The sequence below is a fragment of the Neobacillus sp. PS3-12 genome (genome assembly GCF_030915385.1).
Classification (GTDB): Bacteria; Bacillota; Bacilli; order Bacillales; family Cytobacillaceae; genus JAEVLT01.
On the sequence record NZ_CP133268.1, the window covers coordinates 3716150 to 3738216 of the forward strand.

Below are 22067 nucleotides of genomic sequence, written 5' to 3' on the forward strand. Positions count from 1 at the left end.
ATTGAGGAATTGAGAGTGAAAATAATTCACTTACAAATGATAATTGTTATCAATTAAAAATTAAAGGGTGATAGATACATGATTGCTAAATTAAAAACAGGAGAAAAAGCCAAGATAATTGACTTATCACATGTTAGTCGCCTTGTACAAAGACGCTTACTGGATCTTGGCTTTACTGAAGGATCAGAAGTATCCATCAAATCTGCAATGCCATTTGGCGGTCCGATTATGATTGAGTCATGTGGACAATGTATTGGAATTCGCCGCAAAGAAGCAAATCAAATTGAAGTGGAGAGGTTATAATGGAGATTGCTCTAATCGGCAACCCCAATACTGGGAAAACCTCATTGTTTAATAATTTAACTGGTTCCTATGAGTATGTAGGAAATTGGAGCGGCGTTACTGTTGAAAAAAAGGTTGGGGTCTTTAAAAACAATATAGGAAGATTAATAGATCTACCAGGGGTATATACACTCAATCCATTGTCAAAGGATGAAAGTGTTGTAACTTCTTTCTTTTTGAATGATCCCATTGATCAACTGCTTAATATCTTGGATGCATCGCAATTAGAACGTAATCTACATTTAACCCTACAACTGCTTGAATTCCAAAGACCTGTGCTGATTGGATTGAATATGATTGATGTTGCCCGCAGCCGAGGAATCAATATTGATGTTCCAAAACTTTCTCGAATTTTGGGAGTTCCTGTTGTCCCTGTAGTTGCTCGTAATGGGAAAGGGTGCGACCAACTAATCCAAGTTATTTCAAACAAAAAGGGTCAGGTAATTGATAAAAGTTTAATTCATTATGGAGCGGAAGTTGAAGAAACAATTGATCAATTATCGAGAGAAATTAACGAAAAAACAAATCATTCATCAAGATGGCTTGCTGTTCAATGGCTGGAGGGTAATCAGTATGTAAAACAATATCTCCTTCAATTAGTAGAAGCTAAAAGGCTAGACGATCTCTACTTAAATTTAGAAGCGAGGCTAAGTCAGCAGTTAAAAGGGAAAACGGTTTCGCAATATGTTTACCTGAAAAGAAAAGAAAAGATTGATCAAATCGTTTTGGAGACAGTCAATAGAAATCATGCAAAAGTTCCATTAACTGAAAAGATTGATATGATTGTAACCAATAAATATTTGGGGATGCCAATCTTCTTATTGCTTATGTACTTTATGTTTATGTTAACTTTCGATTGGCTTGGGACACCACTTTCTGATGTATTGGACAAGTTTTTTACAGGCCCTCTGACAAACGGAGTGGAGAAGGTGCTTAGTGTGGCCCATTCATCAGCATTTATCCATGACCTGATTGTTAATGGTCTAATCGCTGGTGTTGGCGGTGTCCTCGTGTTCATCCCACAAATTTTCATATTATTTTTCTTTATCTCCTTGTTAGAGGATTCCGGTTATATGGCACGCGTTGCCTTGGTCATGGATCGTTTAATGGAATCAGTCGGACTTAATGGGAAGGCTTTTATACCAATGATTATTGGGTTTGGCTGTAATGTGCCAGGTATTATGGCAGCCCGTACAATTGAAACCTCAAGAGAAAGGCTATTGACGATTTTATTGACACCGCTTATGTCTTGTTCCGCAAGGCTGCCAGTTTATGCTTTATTTGTTGGAGGCTTTTTTGTTGGAAATAAGGCATTGATCGTTTTAAGCCTTTATGTATTGGGAATTGTTGTAGCATTAATTTTAGCTAAAGTTTTTTCTTCAACTTTGTTTAAGTCAGAAACCTCATTATTTGTGATTGAACTGCCGCCATATCGCCTGCCGCAAGTTCAGTCATTATGGAGAAGTACTTGGGATAAGGGGAAAGGCTTCATCCGAAAAGCAGGTACCTTTATTTTTGCAGGTTCTGTATTCATTTGGCTTTTAGCCTATGCGGGTCTGGGTGGTTTAAAGGTTGACATGGACCACAGCTATTTAGCTGCAATCGGAAATGTAATTGCCCCGCTGCTAAAACCGATTGGATTTGGAACATGGCAGGCTGCAGCTTCATTAATTACCGCTTTTTAGCAAAGGAATCCATCATTTCGACAATGAATATTATTTATTTTGTCCCTAAGGGCGGGAGCTTACAAGGAATTCTTTCCCATTACTATACTCCGCTTGCGGCCTATAGCTTCATGGTCTTTATCTTGTTATATATCCCATGTCTAGCGACAACAGCAACGATTTATAAGGAAACTTTATCTAAAAAATGGACAGCCTTTTCAATTATCTACGCCCTTGCTATAGCTTACCTATTAGCCATTGTTATTTATCAAGGTGGCCATTTAATTGGACTGGTATAAAACAAATCGAGGTGGGTCCCATGATTGCTAACATTGTGATTGGCGCAGTAATTTTCGGTTATGCTGCATATGCCCTTGTCCGATATATCAATAAATCTAAAAAAGGAAAATGTGCTGCATGTTCAGATCATGAATCATTTTCAAGTCCATGTTGTAGCTCGAATCATAATAAATCAAAAAACACTGTTGTCTAATCGGGCAGCAGTGTTTTTTTGTGTGAAATAGATTATGATAATTATGCTCTTTAAAAGACCTCAAGGGGGATATATAATTGTTGACTTTAATTAAAAATGGAGAAATTTGTGCTCCCCAATATTTAGGGAAAAAGGATTTGTTAATTGTTGATTCTAAAATTGGATACATAGCTGACGAAATAAATAAACCCGATCAGTTTGTTGATATGAAAGTAATCAATGCTGAAGGTAAATATATTGTGCCTGGATTTATTGACTCACATGTACATATTACTGGCGGAGGTGGGGAAGGAAGCTACCGAACTAGAACACCGGAACTAAAACTAACCGATGCGACACTTGCAGGAGTCACAACAATTGTGGGTGTAATCGGAACAGATGGAACAACCCGAACCATGTCCAATCTTATTGCCAAGGCACGAGCACTTGAGGAAGAAGGAATTACTTGTTATGTTCATACTGGTTCTTATCAGGTTCCACTAAAAACGTTAACAGGTACAATTGAGGATGACATCATCTTGATTGATAAGATTATTGGTGCGGGAGAAGTGGCGATTGCCGATCATCGCTCGTCACAGCCAACTGCTGAAGAAATGGCAAAAATCGCTTCAGCCTCCAGAATTGGCGGTCTTCTATCGGGGAAAGCAGGGATTGTGAATATTCACGTTGGCGATAGCTATGACCATTTGAAAATCATTGAAAAAGTCGTAGCAGAAACAGACATCCCTATTAGGCAGTTTTATCCGACTCACATTAATCGAAATCCACATCTGTTTGAACAAGGGATTAAATTTGCTAAGAGAGGCGGGTATGTCGATTTTACAACCAGCACCATTCCGAAATTTTTAGAGGAAGGGGAGGTAAAGTGCAGCATTGCGTTAAAATCAATGCTTGATCAAGGTGTTGATATATCGCAAATAACCTTTACCTCTGATGGTCAAGCAAGTCTACCTGACTTTAATGAGTTTGGTGAATTAGTCGGATTGAAAATCGGTAAAGTCTCGACTTTGTATCAAGAAGTGTATGATGCGATCATGTCAGAAGGCATCCCTCCCGAAATTGCTTTAAGAGTGATTACCCAAAATCCTGCCTCTATCTTAAAATTATCCCAAAAGGGAATGGTAAAAGAGGGAAAAGATGCGGACTTGGTTTTATTAAATAAAGTTGATTTTACGATCGACACGGTTATTGCCCTTGGAAAGGTAATGGTTGAAAACGGAACTGCCATTGTAAAGGGAACATTTGAGGATTAACAAAAAGTCTGCCTCAATAGGTTATGCCAACACGTGATCCGATAAATTCTTGATTTTCAAGTTGTAAATAGGTAAAGTCGGCAGTGTCATAAACAGAAATGGAAGAAGGTCTTTCAGGCAGAAAATTTTTCTCGTATCGATAAGTTCCCATTCTTTCTCCTGTAGGTAAATAGGTTGGACAGACAACCGTCCAATCAAGGCCTGAACTTTTTAAATGCAAATAAGCTTTTAAATGCTCCTCGGCATCTTTTGTTGTTTTTCGTTTTGACTCGGCAGATTGAAACCGATAAAGAGCGGGATTGGAGCGGGCCTGCAAAATGCCGGCAGTACCTATGGTAATAATTCTTGAAATGGCATTAATCTTCATATGATGAATAATCATTGGCATCGATTCTGAAAGTGTAGCTGTGCCATCGGTATTTAATGCACTAATGACGGCATTAGAACCATTGATTGCTTTTGACAAATCTTTCTCATTTAAAACATTTCCTTCCATAATTTTAAGGTTTGGATGTGTAATACTTACTTTACTTTTGTCTCGAACGAGTATCTGAACAAAATGGTTATTGGATAATGCATTTTCCAGTATAATGGAACCAACTCTGCCAGTGGCTCCTAAAAGGGATATATTCACAAAAAGGTCACTCCATTGTCACGATATTGGAATTTTTTCTATCTGAAAAAATTGTAAATTTATGCTAATTTATATGTAAGTACTCTAAAATGAGGTGGGGATAATGGATATTTCAGTTGTACTAGCCATTGGAAGTCTTTTGATTCTTGCTTATTATACCGTATATATGATCGCGAAAGCATAGCTTTAGAATAAAAGGCTGTGTGAAAGGAAATCAACAGTCAAGTTTAACACAGCAATTTAAAATAAATGATGAGAGCCCCTTCTTTAATGGAAGGGGCTCAGCCATTTTATTCAGTTGAGATTTAAATAATTAACGTTGGAATCCGCCAAGTTGAGATTCAGCCATTGAAACAAGGCGCTTAGTAATTTCTCCTCCAACAGATCCGTTTGCACGAGAAGTAGTGTCTCCACCTAATTGAACTCCGAATTCTGAAGCAATTTCATACTTCATTTGATCAAGTGCTTGTTGAACGCCTGGTACTAAAAGTTGATTAGAGTTGTTGTTACTTGCCATAATTGAATAACACTCCTCTTTATAATTTTGGGGTTAGTATGGAATTGAACCACGTATGGAATAATACACCCATTGCCACCATGGCCTAACCCATATTATCAATGTTTAAAAATAACTTTGATAAATCTTTAATTATGAGAGAAACAATTTTTTAAAAGTATGGCTATAGCTCAAAACTCAGGTTGATTTCTTGTGGTGAAACTTTAACTTGCTTTGTAATGTCTATTATGTAACAAACAAAAAGGCTTATTCTTTTTTGAACTTGGTAATTTATACCTTAGGATCCGATTTACATACAGGAAAAGGATTAACATAAACTATAATCAATCTTTGAAAAAGGGTGAGAACCTATGTCAATATGTCCATTATGTAACGGTCTAAGAGCAATTAAGATTATATGTGAGCGTTGTGGGAATGAAATGAATGATCGTGGAAAAGTAATGGATTATTACGATGATTATAGTCCTTATATGGATATTGATCTAATGAAAATGGAGGATGGATACCCTGATTCATATTCCCAGCATCAGTGTCCCCACTTATATAGCTGTTTAAACTGTTTAAAGGATGAAATTATTTTAATAAAAGAATAACCTCGTTTCGTGACGAGGTTATTCCTACCGTGAATAGATTATTTTTCGTTAGCTGGGCGAATTCGAAATTCTGTTTCAGGATCAAAGAAATGCGACTTATTCATATCAAAAGCAAGGGCGAGTATTTCACCAGGGTTAATATGTGTGCGGGCATCCAGGCGAGCGACAAAATCTTGGCCGTCAACACTTGAATAAACCATTGTTTCTGCACCTAATAATTCAGAAACATCAACCTTAGCTGAAATTTTTGTACCTTCAGATGACTCAATAAAGATTGGCTCATCATGAATGTCTTCTGGACGTACACCCATTACGATTTCTTTTCCAACGTAACCTTGATCACGAAGGTATTTCATTTTTCCTTCAGGAACTGCAATGGAGACATTTCCAATTGTAAATTTGCCATCAGCAAGTTTTCCTTTAAAGAAGTTCATAGCTGGTGAACCAATAAAGCCGCCAACAAAGATATTTTCAGGTTTTTCATAAACTTCTTTAGGAGCACCAATTTGCTGAATGATTCCGTCCTTCATAACGACAAGGCGGGTGGCCATTGTCATTGCTTCCGTTTGGTCATGTGTTACGTAAATGGTCGTTGTTTGCAGTCGACGATGAAGTTTGGCAATTTCTGCACGCATCGCTACACGAAGTTTTGCGTCAAGATTGGAAAGCGGTTCATCCATTAAGAATACCTTTGCATCTCGGACAATGGCACGTCCTAATGCAACACGCTGCCGCTGTCCGCCTGATAATGCTTTTGGCTTACGGCTTAGGTAAGCCTCAAGGCCAAGGATTTTTGCTGCTTCTTTTACCCGACGATCAATTTCATCCTTTGGAAACTTGCGAAGCTTAAGTCCAAATGCCATGTTATCGTAGACAGTCATATGTGGATAGAGAGCATAGTTCTGGAAAACCATTGCGATATCGCGATCTTTAGGTGCAACATCGTTGACCCTTTTTCCATCAATAAAAAAATCACCTTTAGAGATATCTTCAAGTCCTGCAATCATCCGTAATGTCGTTGATTTTCCACAGCCAGAAGGTCCGACAAACACGATGAATTCTTTATCCTCAATATGCAAGTTAAAATCTTCTACAGCAGTTACTTTGTTATCATAGATTTTATAAATATGTTCCAGTGCCAATTCTGCCATTTTTGCTGCCTCCATTACGTTTATTTATTAGTTTAAGTTTATCAGTTGAAAGCGTTTTACAATATGGACAGAGTGCACAAATATTCCAGTCCCATTTTTGGGCACATTGTTAATGAGAATCCTCTAATTCGAATATCAGACAAGCTAAAAAAACAGTAAAGGCACTGTAAAAATCCTTCAATTGAATTCCTGTTTTATCAGTGAATTTATCAATACGATATTGCAGCGTATTTCGATGAACATATAACTTCTTAGCTGTTAAACTGGCATTTAAATTATTTTCAAGGAACGATTTAATCGTAGCAAATATTTCGCTGTCTTCCTGAAATACATCAGCAAAAGTTTTGGATAACTTTTGTTTGACTTGATCTGGGATATAATGAGCTGCAAAAAAAGGAAATACTCGTTCAAAAGAAAATACGGTTCCTGTTCCAAGGAGGTTTTGAGCGAATATAAAAAATTCTTTTTCCTCTTGAAAGACCTTAGATAAATGATTATTAAAAAGGTATTGTTTGCCATAGTAAAAGGTTACTTTTAAAAAAAAGTCGCTTTCTAACGTTTGAACTAATGAAATAAACTCCTTTTCTGTCAGAGAAATGGATTTTCGCTGAGATTTTTCAATAACAATTCCGTTGTTGGCACTTTCCCAAATAATCAGCACATCATCTGAAAAAAAGCCCCTTAAGGCTGATTCAAATTCTACTGTTTCGACCTGTTTACCATTTAGTTGGAATTGGATCATCCGAATGTTTGCCCCGGGTCCATCCACAGGTGGCATCCCATTCAAAAATAAAAAATCGTACCAAACTAATTCCTGTGGGGACAATGGGGTAGATTCCATCCTGTTGGAATAAGGTTCATAATATTCGTAGATTGTTTTTAGCAGTTCTAATTCCCGTTCACTTAAATCAGTTTTTGGAATACCGATCCACTGATTATTAGCTCGGTCACAGAAAAAAGCTAAATGCGATTGGGATAAAGCTTGTGATGGTTTGTCTTGAAAAACAACAGCGTTGGGAAACAAAGTAAGTAATTTTGTCAACATAAACATTTCTCCATAAACAATTATTCCTTATATTATAGCAAAAAAGAATAAAAAAAGCTGAACCATCGAAGGTTTTACACCTTACTGGTTCAGCCAATTCGTAAACGAATTTTAATCCAGTTTTTTTGGAGGAAGCTCCGCATGGAAATCATGTGCTTCTTCAATATTTTTTGCGCCCTCACGATTATGAACAGAACCTCCGGATAAGCCTTCATTCATCATTCTGTCGATATCCATAAAGGCTTTATCCCTGCCTTCGTATAATGAATCATTTAGGATCTTTGCCTTGTTCTTCTCCATCCTGCCACTCCTTTTCTCCTGATTTAAATTTATTCTGTGGTATTTGCTTGTTTTTCATGCGCAGGAGGAAAATTCGTGAGTTGAAAGAATAATTTGCAGAGCTGTTCAATTTTCTTTTGCTCTATTTCGGCTTCATCAAAACTCATTGGTTTTGAGTTTACTTCATAGATAAAATAATCTCCGTTTGTACTAATCCCAGCATCAATGGAAAACTCCCCGAAAAAACCATACTTACTCGTTAATGAATCCCCAATTATATTGACTGCACGATCAATAAACCGATCTAGTTCATCCGTATGAAAAAGCTGATAGGGGAGCAACTTGCCTCCATTTGGGATGTGTGTGGTGATGTCCTGAATACCTGCTTGCCTGACTCCCACTCCTGTGACGATATATCGATCTTTCCCGGCATGTGCTAAAATCCTGAAATCAAATTTTTTTCCTTCATGCATTAAGGATTGTACTTCTTCTTGGACAAGGTATTGTTTACTAAGAAGATCATTCTCCCACTGCTTCCAAAAGTCTGCAAATGCAGGATATGTTTCTTTTGTTTTCATACCTTCTATACGTATCTGTGGGTCAAGAAAAGAAAGACGTAAAATACCTTTTCCTTTTGCTGATTGAGAAGGTTTTAAATAAACAGATGGATATAGTTGTAAGAAGTAATAAAAAGTCTGTGGATCAGTGATAAGCTCTGTTTTAGGTATGGAGTGTTTTAGATCTTGGTTATTCTGCAAAACCTTATAAAGTTCAAATTTATGAAGAAAACAGGGATTAAAAAATGGAATTTTTTTTAGTTTTAAAATCGAAAAAAACGTTTGATATCGGTCTTCTTCTTCCACTTTTCGAAACGGAATCCGATTATAGACAATATCAGGGTAAGGTGCTTTTATTTTTTTCCATTGCTGTTGATCAGGTAAATACATGTACCCACTGATAAAATCTTTATGAGCATCATCAGGGGTAAAAATGTAGCTGATCCCGCCTTGCAAAAGTATTTGTTTTTGCAGCTTGATAAACAAAGCACTATTACCCGCTATTGTTCCATCTGCTTTTCTTGCTGTAATGATACCAATGAACGGACCCGCATGTTGGTTTTCTAAATTTACATGAAAGGCCGAAGAAGAATCGCTTATCGTCTCTTGAAAGGGAAGAGACCTGTTATCCCCGCCAAAAGTTACATCTCGTTTCATACTCGTATGGTACCAAGATCCATCGGCATCGTTATAGAAGAGCTTCATTTAAATAATTCCTCAGGGTACATAATCGACTGTTCTGTAAGAAAAATCGCAAAAGCCATTGACAGTTTTCGAGTTAATAGATCGAATTCCTTCAATTCAGGATGCTTAAAAATGGATCTTCCTGGTTTAGAGTTTGCTTCAAACAGCCAGATATCACCGTTTCGGTCGATCCCTAAATCAAAGCCAATTTCGCCGATAACCCCTTCCATATTTTTTTCTAATGCTTTACTAAGATCAAGTGCAGCTGCATTAAGTTTTTCTTTATATTGCGCACTTTCCTCGTTGGAGAAAATCTCTTCAACTGTTTTGATTTCGCCGCCGCTGCGAATATGTGTTGTCACACTGCCAGCCCCTGGCAATTTTTGCAGCGATTGCTGTTACTTTCCATTCGCCTTTGTCATCTTTATTGGTATGAACTCGAAAATCCATAATGCGCTGATCATATCGTAGTAAATGGATTCCCTGTTGAACGATGATTTTATCTAATTTGTGTTTGGAAAAGACAGTCTTGAATAAGTTCTCAAGACTTGTGAATTTGCGGAGTCGATTAACGCTTTCAACATCTCTATATCGGCAAAAATAATCATTATTGTGTTTATCGAAAATAATTTGGTGAACCCCGAGACCAAGACTGCCATTAATCGGCTTTAAAATGGTGTGGCCATAATCGGACAACATTCGTTCGATTAATGAAAAAGAGGAAAATGGGTGCGTCTCGGGCAAATACCTTGTTACTGCTGGTTCTTGCAGCAATCTTTCATAGATATCAAGCTTATTGAAAAAACCTGGGTTGTACCATGGTATTAAATAATCTTTTTGCAGGCGTTCTTTTACTGTTATTAAGGAAGGATTACGCTCACTTTTTCGATTGGGAAGCCGATCATAGATGACATTTGGGAATGGAACATCAAACACCTTCCATTCATTTTCGTGATAGAAAAAACCTCTTATAAGTCCCTGTTCCCAATCAATATGCTGCTCACCAAAAACAAATGGGAGGACTCCCACTGTTCTTTTTACCGAAAGTAGTTTTGAGAAAAATCTAGAACGTTCTCCGATTGGCCGAAAGGGAAAAGTGGTAAACCCTGAAGTAAAAATCCCAATTAATGGTCCAATATACATGGTTTGGTTTTCAAAAAATAAATGTAAAGGAAAATTGAAATTAGGAAAATGGATAACCTCGCTAATCTTTTTACTAATGGTAATCCGAGACTTTCCTTCTGGAATGCTGATAAATTCTACCTCCATTGACTTGGAACCAAACGCAATCCTTTTTAATGAACGGCCTTCAATGAGATGTGACGGACAAGCAACAACTAATCGATCGTCTTTGGTAACTTCAATGAGATAACGTTTTCGCATAAAAGACCTTCCTTTCATTAACATCGGATTCGGTTCTAAGCTTCCCATAAAGTAGTGGTGCTAAGTATAACGTTTCTGCTAATTCTGGTTTCGTACTTAAGACCACTTTTCTCCCAGGCTTTGAATTTACATCAAGGATCCATAGGGAGCCATTTTTCGCTAAACCAATATCAAGGCCGATCTCAAATAAAGGCATAAACATTTTTTCTAATACATCAGTCAAGTTCGTTATAATGTAGTTAAGTTCATTGAATAAAAAATCTTTTGTTTGAGCAGTTAGGGTTAAAACCCAAGAATCAAAATCACTGACAGTTCCTCCTGCACTTAAATTGGATAAAAGCCCGCCAGTTGTGCCTGTTCGAATTCCTTTTCCACGATCTGTCCATTTACCGGTTTCATTTTTTTGTAGTAATATTCTGATATCGAAAGGCTGCAATTCATTATTTGATAATTCTAGATACGGTTGAACTAGATATTTCCGCTGCTTGATCAGAAGCTTTAACCATTGCAGCAATTTTTTTTCGTTTGGAAAGATGCGTGATATGATCTGTTTTTGTTTTTCCGTTTTGACATGATAATTTTTTTGTTGTTTTTTTAAATAATAAATGCCATAGCCTTGGGAACCATTAATGGGTTTAAGAATAAGTTTTTTATGTTTTTCTAATTCCGATAGCACAATCCCTTCATTGGTGACCAATTGGGAAACCGGCAAATAAGGAGATAAGATTGAAGTTTTTAGTGATTCGTAGAGTTCAAGTTTATTTGGTAACCCATACCCGAGGAATGTAATGTCATCCCTGCTTTTAAGCCAAGAGACAATTGGCATACATTGCTTTGAGTGTTCATCTTCACCGTAAAAACAGCGGTCATAAAGGAGAGCTGGAAGCGGACGTTCATCTTCTTCCCATATACCTTTGCCAGGATGATATTTTTTTCCCTTTACCATGTGTGTAATTGGGTTAATATTCGAAGGGAGAAAACGAAAACATTCCATCCCATAGGCATCAGCGCGCTTTGCTATTTCGGTTATATACCCATGTTCACTTTCCATGTTCAGGGACATAATCCCAAATGTAATCATAGGATCATTCCTCCATTTCCAATACCCCATCAAGAGCCAGTTTCGTGCAAAATTGAATAATGGCCTTTGCTGAAGGTCTAATTTTTGTCAGGCTGTCTTCGAAGTTTTTCGAGGGTTTTGAATTAACCTCAATAATCCAAGGCATGCCTGAATTGTCGATGCCAATATCTATTCCAAGTTCTCCGGTAATACCATTTGTATTACGACTGATAATTTCGGCTGCATGAATGGCAAGTTCTTTCATCAGGGCAATTAATTGAACTGCTGTATCCTTTTTGAAAAATGAAGTAAGTACTACCAAGGGCTTCATTATTTTTCCACCCTTTGCAAGGTTGGAGACAAATTGCTGTTCCGCAGAAATACGTGCCACAAGAGAAGTTACGTCCCATAAGTTTCGTTGATTTTTATGAACAAGTATGCGAAAGTCCATCGTTTTATCCACAAAATTGATGAGTGGAATTCCTTGCTGGATAATATAAATTCTATTATGAAGATAAGGTTTTAATCGATAAAACACATCGTTTTTAAAATATTCCTTGATTGGATGATTTTGTTGGGGAGTCTTGGAGGTCTGAATAATAATGTGTTCGTCCTCTTTCACTAACTTCATAATGTTTCGCCCTTGACTGCCATGTACAGGTTTAATAAAAATAGATTCGTATTGTTCGATAAACTCATAAAAATTTTCCTGAGAAAGTAAGCGGGTCTCAGGCATAAAAGGGTGAATACTGTCTTCCTGCATTAATTGCTGATACACTTCCCATTTAGACAAAAAACGATCATTAAACATCGGAATGGAAAATTGTTCAAGGACATTCCTAAAGGTTGTAAATAATCGTGTTTGTTCACTTCGTCGGGAGTGGATGCGATTATAAACGACATCAGGAAGAGGAAGATTTGCGGAAACCCATTTATTATCATCAAAATAATACCCATTCACACTTTCGGCTGAAAAATCCTGATAATGAAAAACATAAAAAAATCCGCCAGCGTTCGTTACGAACTGATTCAGTTCTTTGCAGAAGGTGTGAATCGAGCCAAAATTCGGTTCTTGATCTTCATGAATAGCTGGAATCTCGGTGACCAATCCAATAATTGGTCCGATGTATAGCATTTCGGTTGCTTGAATATACTTAACCAAAAATTTGTGATGCTGAAAAACTCTTGATAATTCGTTTAGGAACTTTTCGTTGAGATGAATTTCATCGTGGGGCACATTTGCAATCTCAGTAACTTTTACTTTTGATATTCTTTTTCCAAAACAAACGTGTAATTTTTGTTTTGGATTTATCCCTAAACGTTTGATTAAACGATTGGACATACAAATTTGTCTCTCAGAAATGTCTTCTATCCCAATGGGAACGAGTTTAATTGAGGCCAAATTATCTGACATAACCACTCCCTCATTTTCTTGGCTAATATGAATATAAATAGGCATTTGCTGGTATAGTATCGTATGTCAAGGGATGGGTGGGTGTGAGTACAGTTAACGAAATCTAGGCAATCGAGAACCTTCTCGCAATTGTGCGCATAGTTTGGTATAGTCTAATGGTATTGTATTGTTATTTTAAAGGAGTGGTAAGAATGGCAGTAAATTTAAATGATGCCGCTTATGAACTTGAGAAAGTGCTTCGTCAAACGGATGAGTATAAACAATTGGCACAAGCCTATGCGGAAGTAAATGCAGACCCTACTACAAAAGGTATGTTTGATAATTTCCGTCAAATTCAAATGAACTTACAGCAAAAACAAATGATGGGGCAAGAGATTACCCAACAAGAAGTGGAACAGGCACAAAAAACAGTCGCACTTGTACAGCAGAATCCAAAAATCTCAAAACTAATGCAAGCGGAACAACGAATGGGCATGGTCATCGGAGAATTAAACAAAGTAATCATGAAACCGCTAGAAGACCTATACGGAGTTCCTCAATTTTAAGAAATAAAAGAAGCTTTCGGCAACATGGCCGAAAGCTTCTTTTATTTCTTACGTCCTGTCTGTCTACCCCATTTTAGCTGCTCACAAGTGTATATTCTCAGTAAATTTTTCCAAATTCTCTATTTTGTCCAACTGAACGCAATGTTCTATATCGACAGATACATTCATAAAAGTGAATAAAGATATTTCACCAAGACAGGGGGCAAAAGGATGATTTATCGCTTACTGGCGTTAAATATTGATGGAACCGCACTTCAATCAAACGGAAGACTCCATAAATCAACAAAAGAGGCCGTGGAATATGTCCAGCAAAAGGGGATAATTGTAACACTCGTAACCTCTCGGAGCTTTCCTTCCGCTAAAAAGGTAGCACGAGCATTGAAAATAAAAACACCAATTGTTACACACCAAGGTTCCTATATTGCCAGCTTACAAGAGAAACCTATTTATGTAAAAAGATTAAATGAAGAAATAACCTATGATATTGTCAGTTTCTTAGAAGTATTACCATGCCAAATCCGTTTGGTACATGAGCAATTTTCCCTGGCAAATAAATTCAAGTTGAATAATAATTTATTAGCACGTACTGTTTTTACATCCGGAGATCCAGTTCTCTACTCACAACAGTTTGTCAGCTCCTTAACCGATCATTTACATGGCCAGCCTGTAACACCGCCAAAAATCGAAGTTTATTTTGAAGATAAGAAAGATCTGGAAGATACCAAAATTGCACTAGGTAAAATGTTTACCGAAATTGAAATTATCGAATTGGACCCATTACGATTGGATATTGTTCCAACAGGCGGTTCTAAGTTAGACGGGTTAGCCTACTTGGGAAGCCAGCTTGGAATTGCTCTACATGAGATGGTGGCAATTGGAGATGGAATGGATGATATTCCGATGATTGAAGCAGCCGGCCTTGGGGTTGCGATGGGAAATGCCGAATACCCTGTAAAAAGAGCAGCGGACTGGATCACTAGATCCGAAAATGAACAAGGAGTAGCCTACATGGTGAAGGAGCATTTCCGAAAACAGCAGCCTATTGAGTTTTTACGAAAAATGAAAATCATAAAGAAATGAACAGGAGATATCACGAGCTTTGCTTGTGATATCTTTTTTGGGTTAATGGAAAGCAGTAATGATTACCATGTATTGACCTTGATTAAGCGATTCTGTACACTTAAAGAAGTCTATTTTAGTGTGGTGATAATTTTGAAAATTTCTGTTTTAGGATTAGAGGATGAACGTTTTATGCGTCCGTTAACATTGATTGCCAATTTGTTTTTTGAAGAAACTCAGATTTGTAAAACGATTGATCCTGAATCTGAACTTACAATTTATTTTAAGTTGTCTATAGATGAGAAAATTTTTGTGAAAGTCGAACTTGCTGATAAAGCTGGAAAAACCCTTTCAGCTGAATACGAAAAAGAAATACTTGCATCAGGTTCCGAGAAGGAAAAATTTAAGGAAATTAAAAGTGCCGTATCGCATGTTTATTTGACAGTTTTACAGGACTGGACGGGAATGATTCAAAAGTGGGGAATTCTAACGGGAGTTCGTCCGACGAAGTTGCTTCATAAGAGAGTCCGTGAAGGTGTATCGGTTGAAACTGCCCACCAGCAATTAAAGGCCGATTATTTAATTACAGATGAAAAGATCGATTTAATGCAGCGAATTGTCGAGCGGCAGCTTGCGGTAGTACCAGATCTTTACTCACTAAAAAAGGAAGTAAGCATTTATATTGGGATTCCTTTTTGCCCAACAAAATGTGCGTATTGTACTTTCCCTGCCTATGCGATTAATGGGCGGCAAGGATCGGTTGATTCTTTTCTCGGCGGACTCCATTATGAGATGAGGAAAGTTGGCCAGTGGTTAAAAGAAAAGGGTGTTCGCATCACAACGGTGTACTATGGCGGCGGAACGCCTACCAGTATAACTGCAGAAGAGATGGACATGCTTTACGAAGAAATGTACCAAACATTCCCCGATGTGGACAAAATCCGTGAAATTACCGTTGAAGCAGGACGCCCTGATACGATAACACCAGAAAAACTGGAGATATTGAAAAAGTGGAAAATCGATCGTATCAGCATAAACCCGCAATCCTATATCCAGGAAACCTTAAAGGCAATCGGGCGCCATCACACCGTGACCGAAACAATTGATAAATATCATTTAGCCCGTTCAATGGGGATGAATAACATCAATATGGATTTAATTATTGGCTTACCTGGTGAAGGAGTGCCTGAATTTGACTATTCGCTGGCAGAAACGGAAAAGTTGCTGCCTGAATCGTTGACGGTTCATACGTTATCGTTTAAACGGGCTTCAGAAATGACGCAGAATAAGGAAAAGTATAAGGTTGCCGATCGCACTCAAGTGGAAGAAATGATGAATTTGGCTGAGGTGTGGACAAGAGACCATGGTTATGACCCATATTATCTATATCGTCAAAAAAATATCCTTGGAAATCTTGAAAACGTAGGATATTCTCTGCCAAACCAAGAGAGCATTTACAACATCATGATTATGGAAGAAATGCAAACGATTATTGGGCTTGGCTGCGGTGCAGCCAGTAAGTTCATTCATCCAGAAACGGGGAAAATTACCCACTTTGCTAACCCGAAGGATCCAAAATCCTATAATAATGGTTTTGAGGCATACACAAATGAAAAAATCAAAATTCTTGATGAATTATTTTCAGAACAATCATCCCCTTTGTGAAAAGGGGGTTTTTTACGACCTCTTTTGTGAAATAATTTCCAATATTTCGTTAATAATTGTTTCGATTCTGTCCAATTCCATTTATAATTAGAATAGGTGTGATTTAAGGAGGGGGTTCTGTTGTTAATAAACAGTGTAACAGATAAAGTGATTATTAAGGTTAGTAATCGCGTTGCAACCGTAGAGATGAACAGACCGGAAAATCTTAATGCCCTGGATATGGAAATGCTTAAAGTATTAGTCTATAGGCTAAAAGAAATTAGCGAGTCCGATGACATTGATATTGTAGTGTTAACAGGAAATGGAAGGGCTTTCTCATCAGGCGGGGATATTAACTGGCTGAACTCACAAAGAACAGAAAATGAATTTACTGCATTTATGGACTGTATTAATGAATTAAGCATGACTCTATATGGCATGCCGAAACTGACCATTTGTGCCATTTCTGGTGCTGCGGCAGGACTTGGACTCAGTTTAGCGTTGGCAACAGATTATATTATCGCTGATAAGTCCAGTAAATTTGCGATGAACTTTATTGGAATCGGTTTAATCCCTGATGGAGGAGGACATTTCTTCTTAGAAAAAAGAATCGGGGAAACGAAAGCAAAACAACTTATTTGGGAAGGCAGAAAATATGGGGTGGAAGAAGCGCTTAAAATCGGTTTGATACAAGAAATAGCAGAATCCGGGCTTCAGGAGGCTTTAGATGCACTTATAACCGATTGGTTGAGTCGTCCGACGCAAGCCATGATCCGAACGAAAAAGATCTTAGCGGAAAAGAATCGGCCGCAATTGTTAAAGGTTCTGGAACTCGAGAAATATGGGCAATTTAAAATGAGGGAAACACTTGACCATCAAGAAGGGATTCAAGCATTCCTTGAAAAAAGAAAACCGAAGTTCAATGGTAAATAATCAAACTCCCCCTTAGACGATATCTAGGGGGTTACTTTTTGTGGGTGCGTCCACTTTTTATGTGTGAAAAAGGAGAAGTTTTCCACTTGACGATGTACAACGGTGAGTCTTTGCTGTTAAACTTTTCTCAGATAGCAGTTTAAATCCAACCTCTTTGGCAACTTCATCATTTTTGGCTTGAAAGGTTTCATCCAGAAGTTTCTCTCCATTTGCTTCAAAAGCAGTTAATTTATATGTTTTCATATTTTTACCCTCTTTTACATCATAATGTTACCAATATTTTTACATAACCATTAATATTTTTCAATAATTTGAATCCTACGATTATGGTCCATGCAATATTTGGTGCAAAGGTATACAGGGGCGGTGTCCTAATGTACGGAAAATCGAACTCCTTTAATGATATAAAAAAAGCATTGCAGCTTAAATAAACATAAAAGGTCTAATTCTGAAAATAGAATTAGATCTTTTTTTACATAATTTCTCTAAGAACGTGCATTCGCTTTTTTGAAATGTTAAAATAAAGAAAAAGATCTTGAGAGGAATAATCATGAAAAAGGTTACGTTTATTCATGGGGCTGATTTGCATTTAGATAGTCCGATGGTAGGTCTGAAGCATTTACCAGAGAACATTTTTAAAAGAATAAGGGAGAGTACATTTGTTGCTTTTAAAAAGCTGATAAATTCTGCGCTCGAAAAGAAAGTTGACTTTGTGGTCCTGGCAGGAGATTTATTTGACGGTGAGGATCGAAGCCTCAGGGCTCAAAGCAGGCTTCGGGCCGAAATGCAAAGGCTGAAGGAAAACGACATTCCCGTTTATATTGTACATGGAAATCATGATCATTTAAGCGGCACATGGGTGAATCTGGACATGCCAAATAATGTTCATGTTTTTTCAGATGATGTGGAAGTCAAAACACTAATAATAAAGACCGGTATTACAGTAAACTTATATGGCTTTAGCTACTCAAGAAGGCATATTTATGATCGGAAAATTGATAACTACTTTAAACAAGATGATGCTGATTTCCACATTGGAATTCTTCATGGAAATGAGGCTGGGAGTAATGAACACAGTAATTATGCTCCATTTTATTTGAAAGACTTGCTGGACAAACAATTTGATTATTGGGCACTTGGCCATATACATAAGCGAACCATTTTATCTGAACATCCTCCTGTTTTGTATCCAGGCAATACACAGGGACGGAATAAAAAAGAGACTGGAATGAAGGGTTTTTACCATGTATCACTTAATGAATTTGGTACAGACCTTACGTTTATCGAATCCTCGGATGTTATTTGGGATGAAACCGTTATTGATGCCGAAGGAGCACAGAGCTTCCAGGAGGTTTACCAATTATGCCAAACCTCCATCAGTCAATATCGACAAAAAACTAAAGGGACATTATTAACCCTATTTTTGAAAAACGTCCATTTACAAGATGATAACGAAAGGAATGTTTTAGAGGGAGAACTATTGGAGCTGCTTCAGGAAGAGGAACGGCAAGAAGATTCGTTTGTATGGATTGTGGACCTATCGATTAGTGAAAATCTTTTTATTGATAAAGATCGTTTAAAGAATGAGAGCGAATTTTATCGAGAGTTGTTTGAAACAGCGGAGCTTGGTCATCCTGAACGCTCTTTGACATTGTTATATGATCATCCTTTAGGGAGAAAGTATCTTACTTCCCTAACTGAAGAGGAAAAGAAGCATTTATTGGAGAAAGCTGAGAAAATGCTAATTAGATTTCTTAACCAATAAAAGAAAGGAGGTTATACCTTGAAGATCATAAGTATGCATATTTATGGCTTTGGACAATTGGAAAATGTCAAAATTGAGAATTTAGCTGACTTTCAAGTCTTTTATGGGGAAAATGAAGCAGGTAAATCGACGATTATGGCATTCATTCATGGAATTTTATTCGGATTTCCAACAAAGCAGCAAACAGAATATCGTTACGAACCAAAACACAGCAGCAAATATGGCGGTAATATAAAAATTTTTTCTGAGGATAAGGGGTTTGTCCTTATTGAACGGGTGAAAGGAAAAACAGCTGCCGGAGATGTGTCTGTAACCTGTGAAAATGGTGTCATTGGCAGCGAAGAACTTCTGCAAGAACTGTTGCTGCATGTAGACAAGGGATTATACCAAGCCATCTTTTCGTTTAATCTAAATGGACTGCAAAATATCCATCAGATGAAAGGAGAAGAGATTGGGAAGTTTTTATTTTCAGCCGGTATGTTAGGAACAGATCGCTTGGCACAGGCGGAAGGCGGGCTGCAAAAAGGGTTGGATGCCCGATTTAAACCTGGCGGAAAAAAGCCGCTGATAAATGAAAAATTACAAGAACTACATAGCTTGAACAAAGAGTTAAACGCAGCAGCAGCTAAAAATAAGGAATATGAAGTGCTGGTTCAACAAAAAAATAGGCAAGATCATGAAATGACTGAAATGCAGGAAAAGATAAAGGACATTCAAACACAAGTTGAAAACCTAAACGAGTGGAAAAAAGTAGAGAGCTTTGTAAAAGAAGAAAATTGGACGCTAAACGAGATTAATAAGTTAGAGAACGTTGACTTTCCAAACCGAGGGATACAAAGGTTAGAAGCTCTAAAACCGCTGCTATCTTCAAATAAAGCACAAATTGTCAGTTTAACTACAAGAATCGAACATATAAAAGAAGAAATTGAGAAGCTAAAGCCGAATCTTTCAATGCTTGAACAGGAATCCGAAATTCTGGGAGCACTAGAGCAGTATCCACTTTATCAACAGTTAAAATTACAGGAAAAACAAACTGAAATCAAGCTTAGCCAATTTGAAGAAAAACTCTCAAGTATTAGAGAAAAGTTGCATTTGCGTGGCGATGCTGAGGAAGTTTCCTCTATCAATACAAATATGTTTATGAAAGATAAGGCAGAGCAGCTTTCAAGAAAAGGACAATCGCTTAAAGAAAGAAAAATACAGCTTGATCATAGGTTTAACGAAGAAAAAGGTTCCCTTGAGTTGATAGAGGAAAATATCCGAACACTGCAAACGAAGTTGCTTCCAGACATGGAAAGAAGCGAACTAGAGAAGAAAGTAAATGATAGTCTGAACAGTGACAAAATTGAAATGAAATTAGAGAGTGTTCGGGATAAAATTGAACTTTATAAAAAAGCAGCACAACAGGAAAAGAAAATAGAGATAAATCTAAAAAGACAAAAGCATATACTCTTTTTAGTGCTTATCACATTGTTCCTGGGGCTTGGCATCTATGGCTGGGCATCCAATCAAAACCTGCTTGCCATCATAGGCGGGCTTGGTTTTATCGCATCCATGATTTTTTTGGCGGCGAATCTTCGAAAGCCTATAAGAAAGCCAAATGATAATACTCTGACAAAACTTTTGGAGGAAGAACAACGATTATTGCAACAGGCAAGAAGTGTTGATTTTAAGAAAATGGCTGTCCTTCAAGAAAAATTGGCACAGGATCAAAATTTTCGGGAACAACTGCAGGTGATGCAGGTAAAATATGATCAGCAGATGCATCAATATGACAAAGTCATTAAAATGTTTGAAGAGTGGGAACTTGATACTTCTCAATACAAAAAGCAAATAACAGAAATAAGCAGGCTGCTCTCGATATCTGAAGAAGTGGCAGAATCATATTTAGTTGAAGCGTTTCAGATGATTGAGCAATATAAATCGATAGAAAGAGAACGGCAGCAAGTACTCCAAAGTTTACATGCAGCCAAAAGTGAGCAAGAAGAAATGCTCACCAGAATCAACCAATTGGGAGAGCAATTTTTACAAGAAAAAAACGTGGAAACACAAGAATTAGTCTATTTACTTAGGAATAGTTTGAAAATGGAACAGGAGAAAAGCGTCCAATGGAAGGAAAAGCAGACAAAGCTCGCTGACTTGGAGGGGGACCTCAATCAATTAAGACAGGAAGGGCAGCAACTGGAATCCGATTTCTTACTGCTTTTAAAGGATGCAAGTGTTGAAAATGAAGAAGCATTTTACGAGCTTGGAGCGAAGGCTGAAAAAAAAGCAAAGTATTTAGAAAGACTGGAAGACTTGGAGAAACAATTGCATCATTCTTTTTTAAACAAAGCAGAAAGAGAGAACTATTTGCAAATTCATGATTGCGATGAAAACATTGCTGAGCATAATCGTGAGATGGAGGAACTCAGATTACGTCTAAAGGATCTCCAAGAGATGCAGGCTTCGATTAAGTATCAAATCCAAATACTTGAAGAAGGCGGCTTGTATTCCGTTTTACTGCACGATTTTAAGCAGAAAAAATATGAATTGGAAGAAGCTGCAAAAGAGTGGGCTGTTTTTTCCTTAGCACAAACTATCCTCATGCAAACGATTGAAAAGTATAAAAATATTCATTTGCCTCGGATGCTTTCCAAGGCCGATGAATATTTATCATTCCTAACCGAAGGAAATTACCGAAAAATTCTACTCCATCAATCTGGCCCAGGCTTTCTAATTGAAAGAAAGGATGGTACCATTTTTGAAGCGTATGAATTAAGCCAGGCAACTACAGAACAGGTTTATGTTGCGATCCGAATCGCTCTGGCGACAACGTTATATGAAAAATTTCATTTGCCCATTATTATTGATGATAGTTTTGTTAATTTTGATGCGAAGCGAACAAGAAAGGTTATAAGTCTTCTCCATCAGTTAAAACAAAATCAAATATTATTTTTTACATGTCATCAACATTTATTAGAGTTATTTACTAAAGATGAATTACTTTACCTAAATAATGGTGCTACCCGGCATTCAATTACATGATATACTTTGTCTAAGGGAAGGGGCG

Annotated in this window: 19 protein-coding genes and 2 pseudogenes; 11 read left to right on the forward strand and 10 right to left on the reverse strand. The window is 37.3% G+C overall.

The features are described 5' to 3' along the window. The first annotated feature begins 78 nt into the window (after positions 1–78). The 4 genes and pseudogenes from RCG17_RS18820 to iadA all read left to right on the forward strand — a co-directional run bounded on the left by RCG17_RS18820 (position 79) and on the right by iadA (position 3752). Entirely contained in the window at positions 79–303 is a 225-nt protein-coding gene (locus RCG17_RS18820; protein ID WP_308171625.1) for a FeoA family protein, read from the forward strand. Then, a pseudogene (feoB, locus tag RCG17_RS18825) lies at positions 303–2305 on the forward strand (ferrous iron transport protein B). Before RCG17_RS18820 ends, feoB begins: the two are co-directional and overlap by 1 nt. Before the next feature lie 20 nt (positions 2306–2325). Then, complete coding sequence (locus RCG17_RS18830; RefSeq protein ID WP_308171626.1) at positions 2326–2499, forward strand: FeoB-associated Cys-rich membrane protein; 174 nt, start codon at positions 2326–2328, stop codon at positions 2497–2499. A 77-nt stretch (positions 2500–2576) separates the two neighbouring features. Then, a complete protein-coding gene (gene iadA / locus RCG17_RS18835; protein ID WP_308171627.1) occupies positions 2577–3752 on the forward strand; it encodes a beta-aspartyl-peptidase in 1176 nt (391 codons plus the stop codon). A 13-nt stretch (positions 3753–3765) separates the two neighbouring features. Here the strand turns inward: iadA and RCG17_RS18840 are convergent, their stop codons facing one another. Continuing rightward, complete coding sequence (locus tag RCG17_RS18840) at positions 3766–4386, reverse strand: NAD(P)-dependent oxidoreductase (protein ID WP_308171628.1); 621 nt, start codon at positions 4384–4386, stop codon at positions 3766–3768. 313 nt (positions 4387–4699) lie between these two features. After that, positions 4700–4903: an alpha/beta-type small acid-soluble spore protein gene (locus RCG17_RS18845; RefSeq protein WP_308171629.1), complete on the reverse strand. Its 204-nt coding sequence runs from the start codon at positions 4901–4903 to the stop codon at positions 4700–4702. A 350-nt stretch (positions 4904–5253) separates the two neighbouring features. On the opposite strand from RCG17_RS18845, the gene RCG17_RS18850 reads away from it, so the two are divergent. Further along, on the forward strand, positions 5254–5496 hold the full coding sequence (locus RCG17_RS18850; protein WP_308171630.1) for a hypothetical protein: 243 nt from the start codon (positions 5254–5256) through the stop codon (positions 5494–5496). A 38-nt stretch (positions 5497–5534) separates the two neighbouring features. Here the strand turns inward: RCG17_RS18850 and RCG17_RS18855 are convergent, their stop codons facing one another. From RCG17_RS18855 to RCG17_RS18885, 7 genes and pseudogenes are all read right to left on the reverse strand, one after another. Continuing rightward, on the reverse strand, positions 5535–6647 hold the full coding sequence (locus RCG17_RS18855) for an ABC transporter ATP-binding protein (RefSeq protein ID WP_308171631.1): 1113 nt from the start codon (positions 6645–6647) through the stop codon (positions 5535–5537). Between the two features lie 109 nt (positions 6648–6756). Then, on the reverse strand, positions 6757–7692 hold the full coding sequence (locus RCG17_RS18860; protein WP_308171632.1) for a PucR family transcriptional regulator: 936 nt from the start codon (positions 7690–7692) through the stop codon (positions 6757–6759). Between the two features lie 111 nt (positions 7693–7803). After that, positions 7804–7992, reverse strand: a complete 189-nt coding sequence (locus RCG17_RS18865; protein ID WP_308171633.1) for a hypothetical protein — start codon at positions 7990–7992, stop codon at positions 7804–7806. 29 nt (positions 7993–8021) lie between these two features. Further along, a complete protein-coding gene (locus RCG17_RS18870; RefSeq protein WP_308171634.1) occupies positions 8022–9233 on the reverse strand; it encodes a YheC/YheD family endospore coat-associated protein in 1212 nt (403 codons plus the stop codon). Next, positions 9230–10595 (reverse strand): annotated as a pseudogene (locus RCG17_RS18875) (YheC/YheD family protein). Before RCG17_RS18875 ends, RCG17_RS18870 begins: the two are co-directional and overlap by 4 nt. After that, positions 10573–11676, reverse strand: a complete 1104-nt coding sequence (locus RCG17_RS18880) for a YheC/YheD family endospore coat-associated protein (protein WP_308171635.1) — start codon at positions 11674–11676, stop codon at positions 10573–10575. Before RCG17_RS18880 ends, RCG17_RS18875 begins: the two are co-directional and overlap by 23 nt. Before the next feature lie 4 nt (positions 11677–11680). Next, positions 11681–13069 (reverse strand): YheC/YheD family endospore coat-associated protein, encoded by a 1389-nt coding sequence (locus RCG17_RS18885; RefSeq protein ID WP_308171636.1) that lies wholly within the window; start codon positions 13067–13069, stop codon positions 11681–11683. Positions 13070–13260: 191 nt separating this feature from the next. On the opposite strand from RCG17_RS18885, the gene RCG17_RS18890 reads away from it, so the two are divergent. From RCG17_RS18890 to RCG17_RS18905, 4 genes are all read left to right on the forward strand, one after another. Continuing rightward, positions 13261–13614, forward strand: coding sequence for a YlbF/YmcA family competence regulator (locus tag RCG17_RS18890; protein WP_308171637.1), 354 nt, complete (start codon positions 13261–13263; stop codon positions 13612–13614). 210 nt (positions 13615–13824) lie between these two features. Continuing rightward, entirely contained in the window at positions 13825–14694 is an 870-nt protein-coding gene (locus RCG17_RS18895; protein WP_308171638.1) for a Cof-type HAD-IIB family hydrolase, read from the forward strand. A 132-nt stretch (positions 14695–14826) separates the two neighbouring features. Next, complete coding sequence (locus RCG17_RS18900; protein ID WP_308171639.1) at positions 14827–16338, forward strand: coproporphyrinogen III oxidase; 1512 nt, start codon at positions 14827–14829, stop codon at positions 16336–16338. A 120-nt stretch (positions 16339–16458) separates the two neighbouring features. Continuing rightward, on the forward strand, positions 16459–17250 hold the full coding sequence (locus tag RCG17_RS18905; RefSeq protein ID WP_308171640.1) for an enoyl-CoA hydratase: 792 nt from the start codon (positions 16459–16461) through the stop codon (positions 17248–17250). Between the two features lie 57 nt (positions 17251–17307). On the opposite strand, the gene RCG17_RS18910 is transcribed toward RCG17_RS18905, so the two are convergent. Continuing rightward, complete coding sequence (locus tag RCG17_RS18910; protein ID WP_308171641.1) at positions 17308–17493, reverse strand: YhzD family protein; 186 nt, start codon at positions 17491–17493, stop codon at positions 17308–17310. 307 nt (positions 17494–17800) lie between these two features. Here RCG17_RS18910 and RCG17_RS18915 point away from each other — a divergent pair, with 307 nt between their 5' ends. Beyond that, on the forward strand, positions 17801–19015 hold the full coding sequence (locus RCG17_RS18915; protein ID WP_308171642.1) for a metallophosphoesterase family protein: 1215 nt from the start codon (positions 17801–17803) through the stop codon (positions 19013–19015). Positions 19016–19033: 18 nt separating this feature from the next. Beyond that, a complete protein-coding gene (locus RCG17_RS18920; RefSeq protein ID WP_308171643.1) occupies positions 19034–22042 on the forward strand; it encodes an AAA family ATPase in 3009 nt (1002 codons plus the stop codon). The last annotated feature ends 25 nt before the right edge of the window (positions 22043–22067 follow it).

Excerpts from the sequence above, each read along its gene's own strand:
- RCG17_RS18820 (WP_308171625.1), top strand. The coding sequence starts at position 79 with ATGATTGCTAAATTAAAAACAGGAGAAAAAGCCAAGATAATTGACTTA.
- RCG17_RS18830 (WP_308171626.1), top strand. The coding sequence starts at position 2,326 with ATGATTGCTAACATTGTGATTGGCGCAGTAATTTTCGGTTATGCTGCA.
- RCG17_RS18845 (WP_308171629.1), bottom strand. The coding sequence starts at position 4,903 with ATGGCAAGTAACAACAACTCTAATCAACTTTTAGTACCAGGCGTTCAA.
- RCG17_RS18850 (WP_308171630.1), top strand. The coding sequence starts at position 5,254 with ATGTCAATATGTCCATTATGTAACGGTCTAAGAGCAATTAAGATTATA.
- RCG17_RS18855 (WP_308171631.1), bottom strand. The coding sequence starts at position 6,647 with ATGGCAGAATTGGCACTGGAACATATTTATAAAATCTATGATAACAAA.
- RCG17_RS18860 (WP_308171632.1), bottom strand. The coding sequence starts at position 7,692 with ATGTTGACAAAATTACTTACTTTGTTTCCCAACGCTGTTGTTTTTCAA.
- RCG17_RS18865 (WP_308171633.1), bottom strand. The coding sequence starts at position 7,992 with ATGGAGAAGAACAAGGCAAAGATCCTAAATGATTCATTATACGAAGGC.
- RCG17_RS18870 (WP_308171634.1), bottom strand. The coding sequence starts at position 9,233 with ATGAAGCTCTTCTATAACGATGCCGATGGATCTTGGTACCATACGAGT.
- RCG17_RS18880 (WP_308171635.1), bottom strand. The coding sequence starts at position 11,676 with ATGATTACATTTGGGATTATGTCCCTGAACATGGAAAGTGAACATGGG.
- RCG17_RS18885 (WP_308171636.1), bottom strand. The coding sequence starts at position 13,069 with ATGTCAGATAATTTGGCCTCAATTAAACTCGTTCCCATTGGGATAGAA.
- RCG17_RS18890 (WP_308171637.1), top strand. The coding sequence starts at position 13,261 with ATGGCAGTAAATTTAAATGATGCCGCTTATGAACTTGAGAAAGTGCTT.
- RCG17_RS18895 (WP_308171638.1), top strand. The coding sequence starts at position 13,825 with ATGATTTATCGCTTACTGGCGTTAAATATTGATGGAACCGCACTTCAA.
- RCG17_RS18910 (WP_308171641.1), bottom strand. The coding sequence starts at position 17,493 with ATGAAAACATATAAATTAACTGCTTTTGAAGCAAATGGAGAGAAACTT.
- RCG17_RS18915 (WP_308171642.1), top strand. The coding sequence starts at position 17,801 with ATGAAAAAGGTTACGTTTATTCATGGGGCTGATTTGCATTTAGATAGT.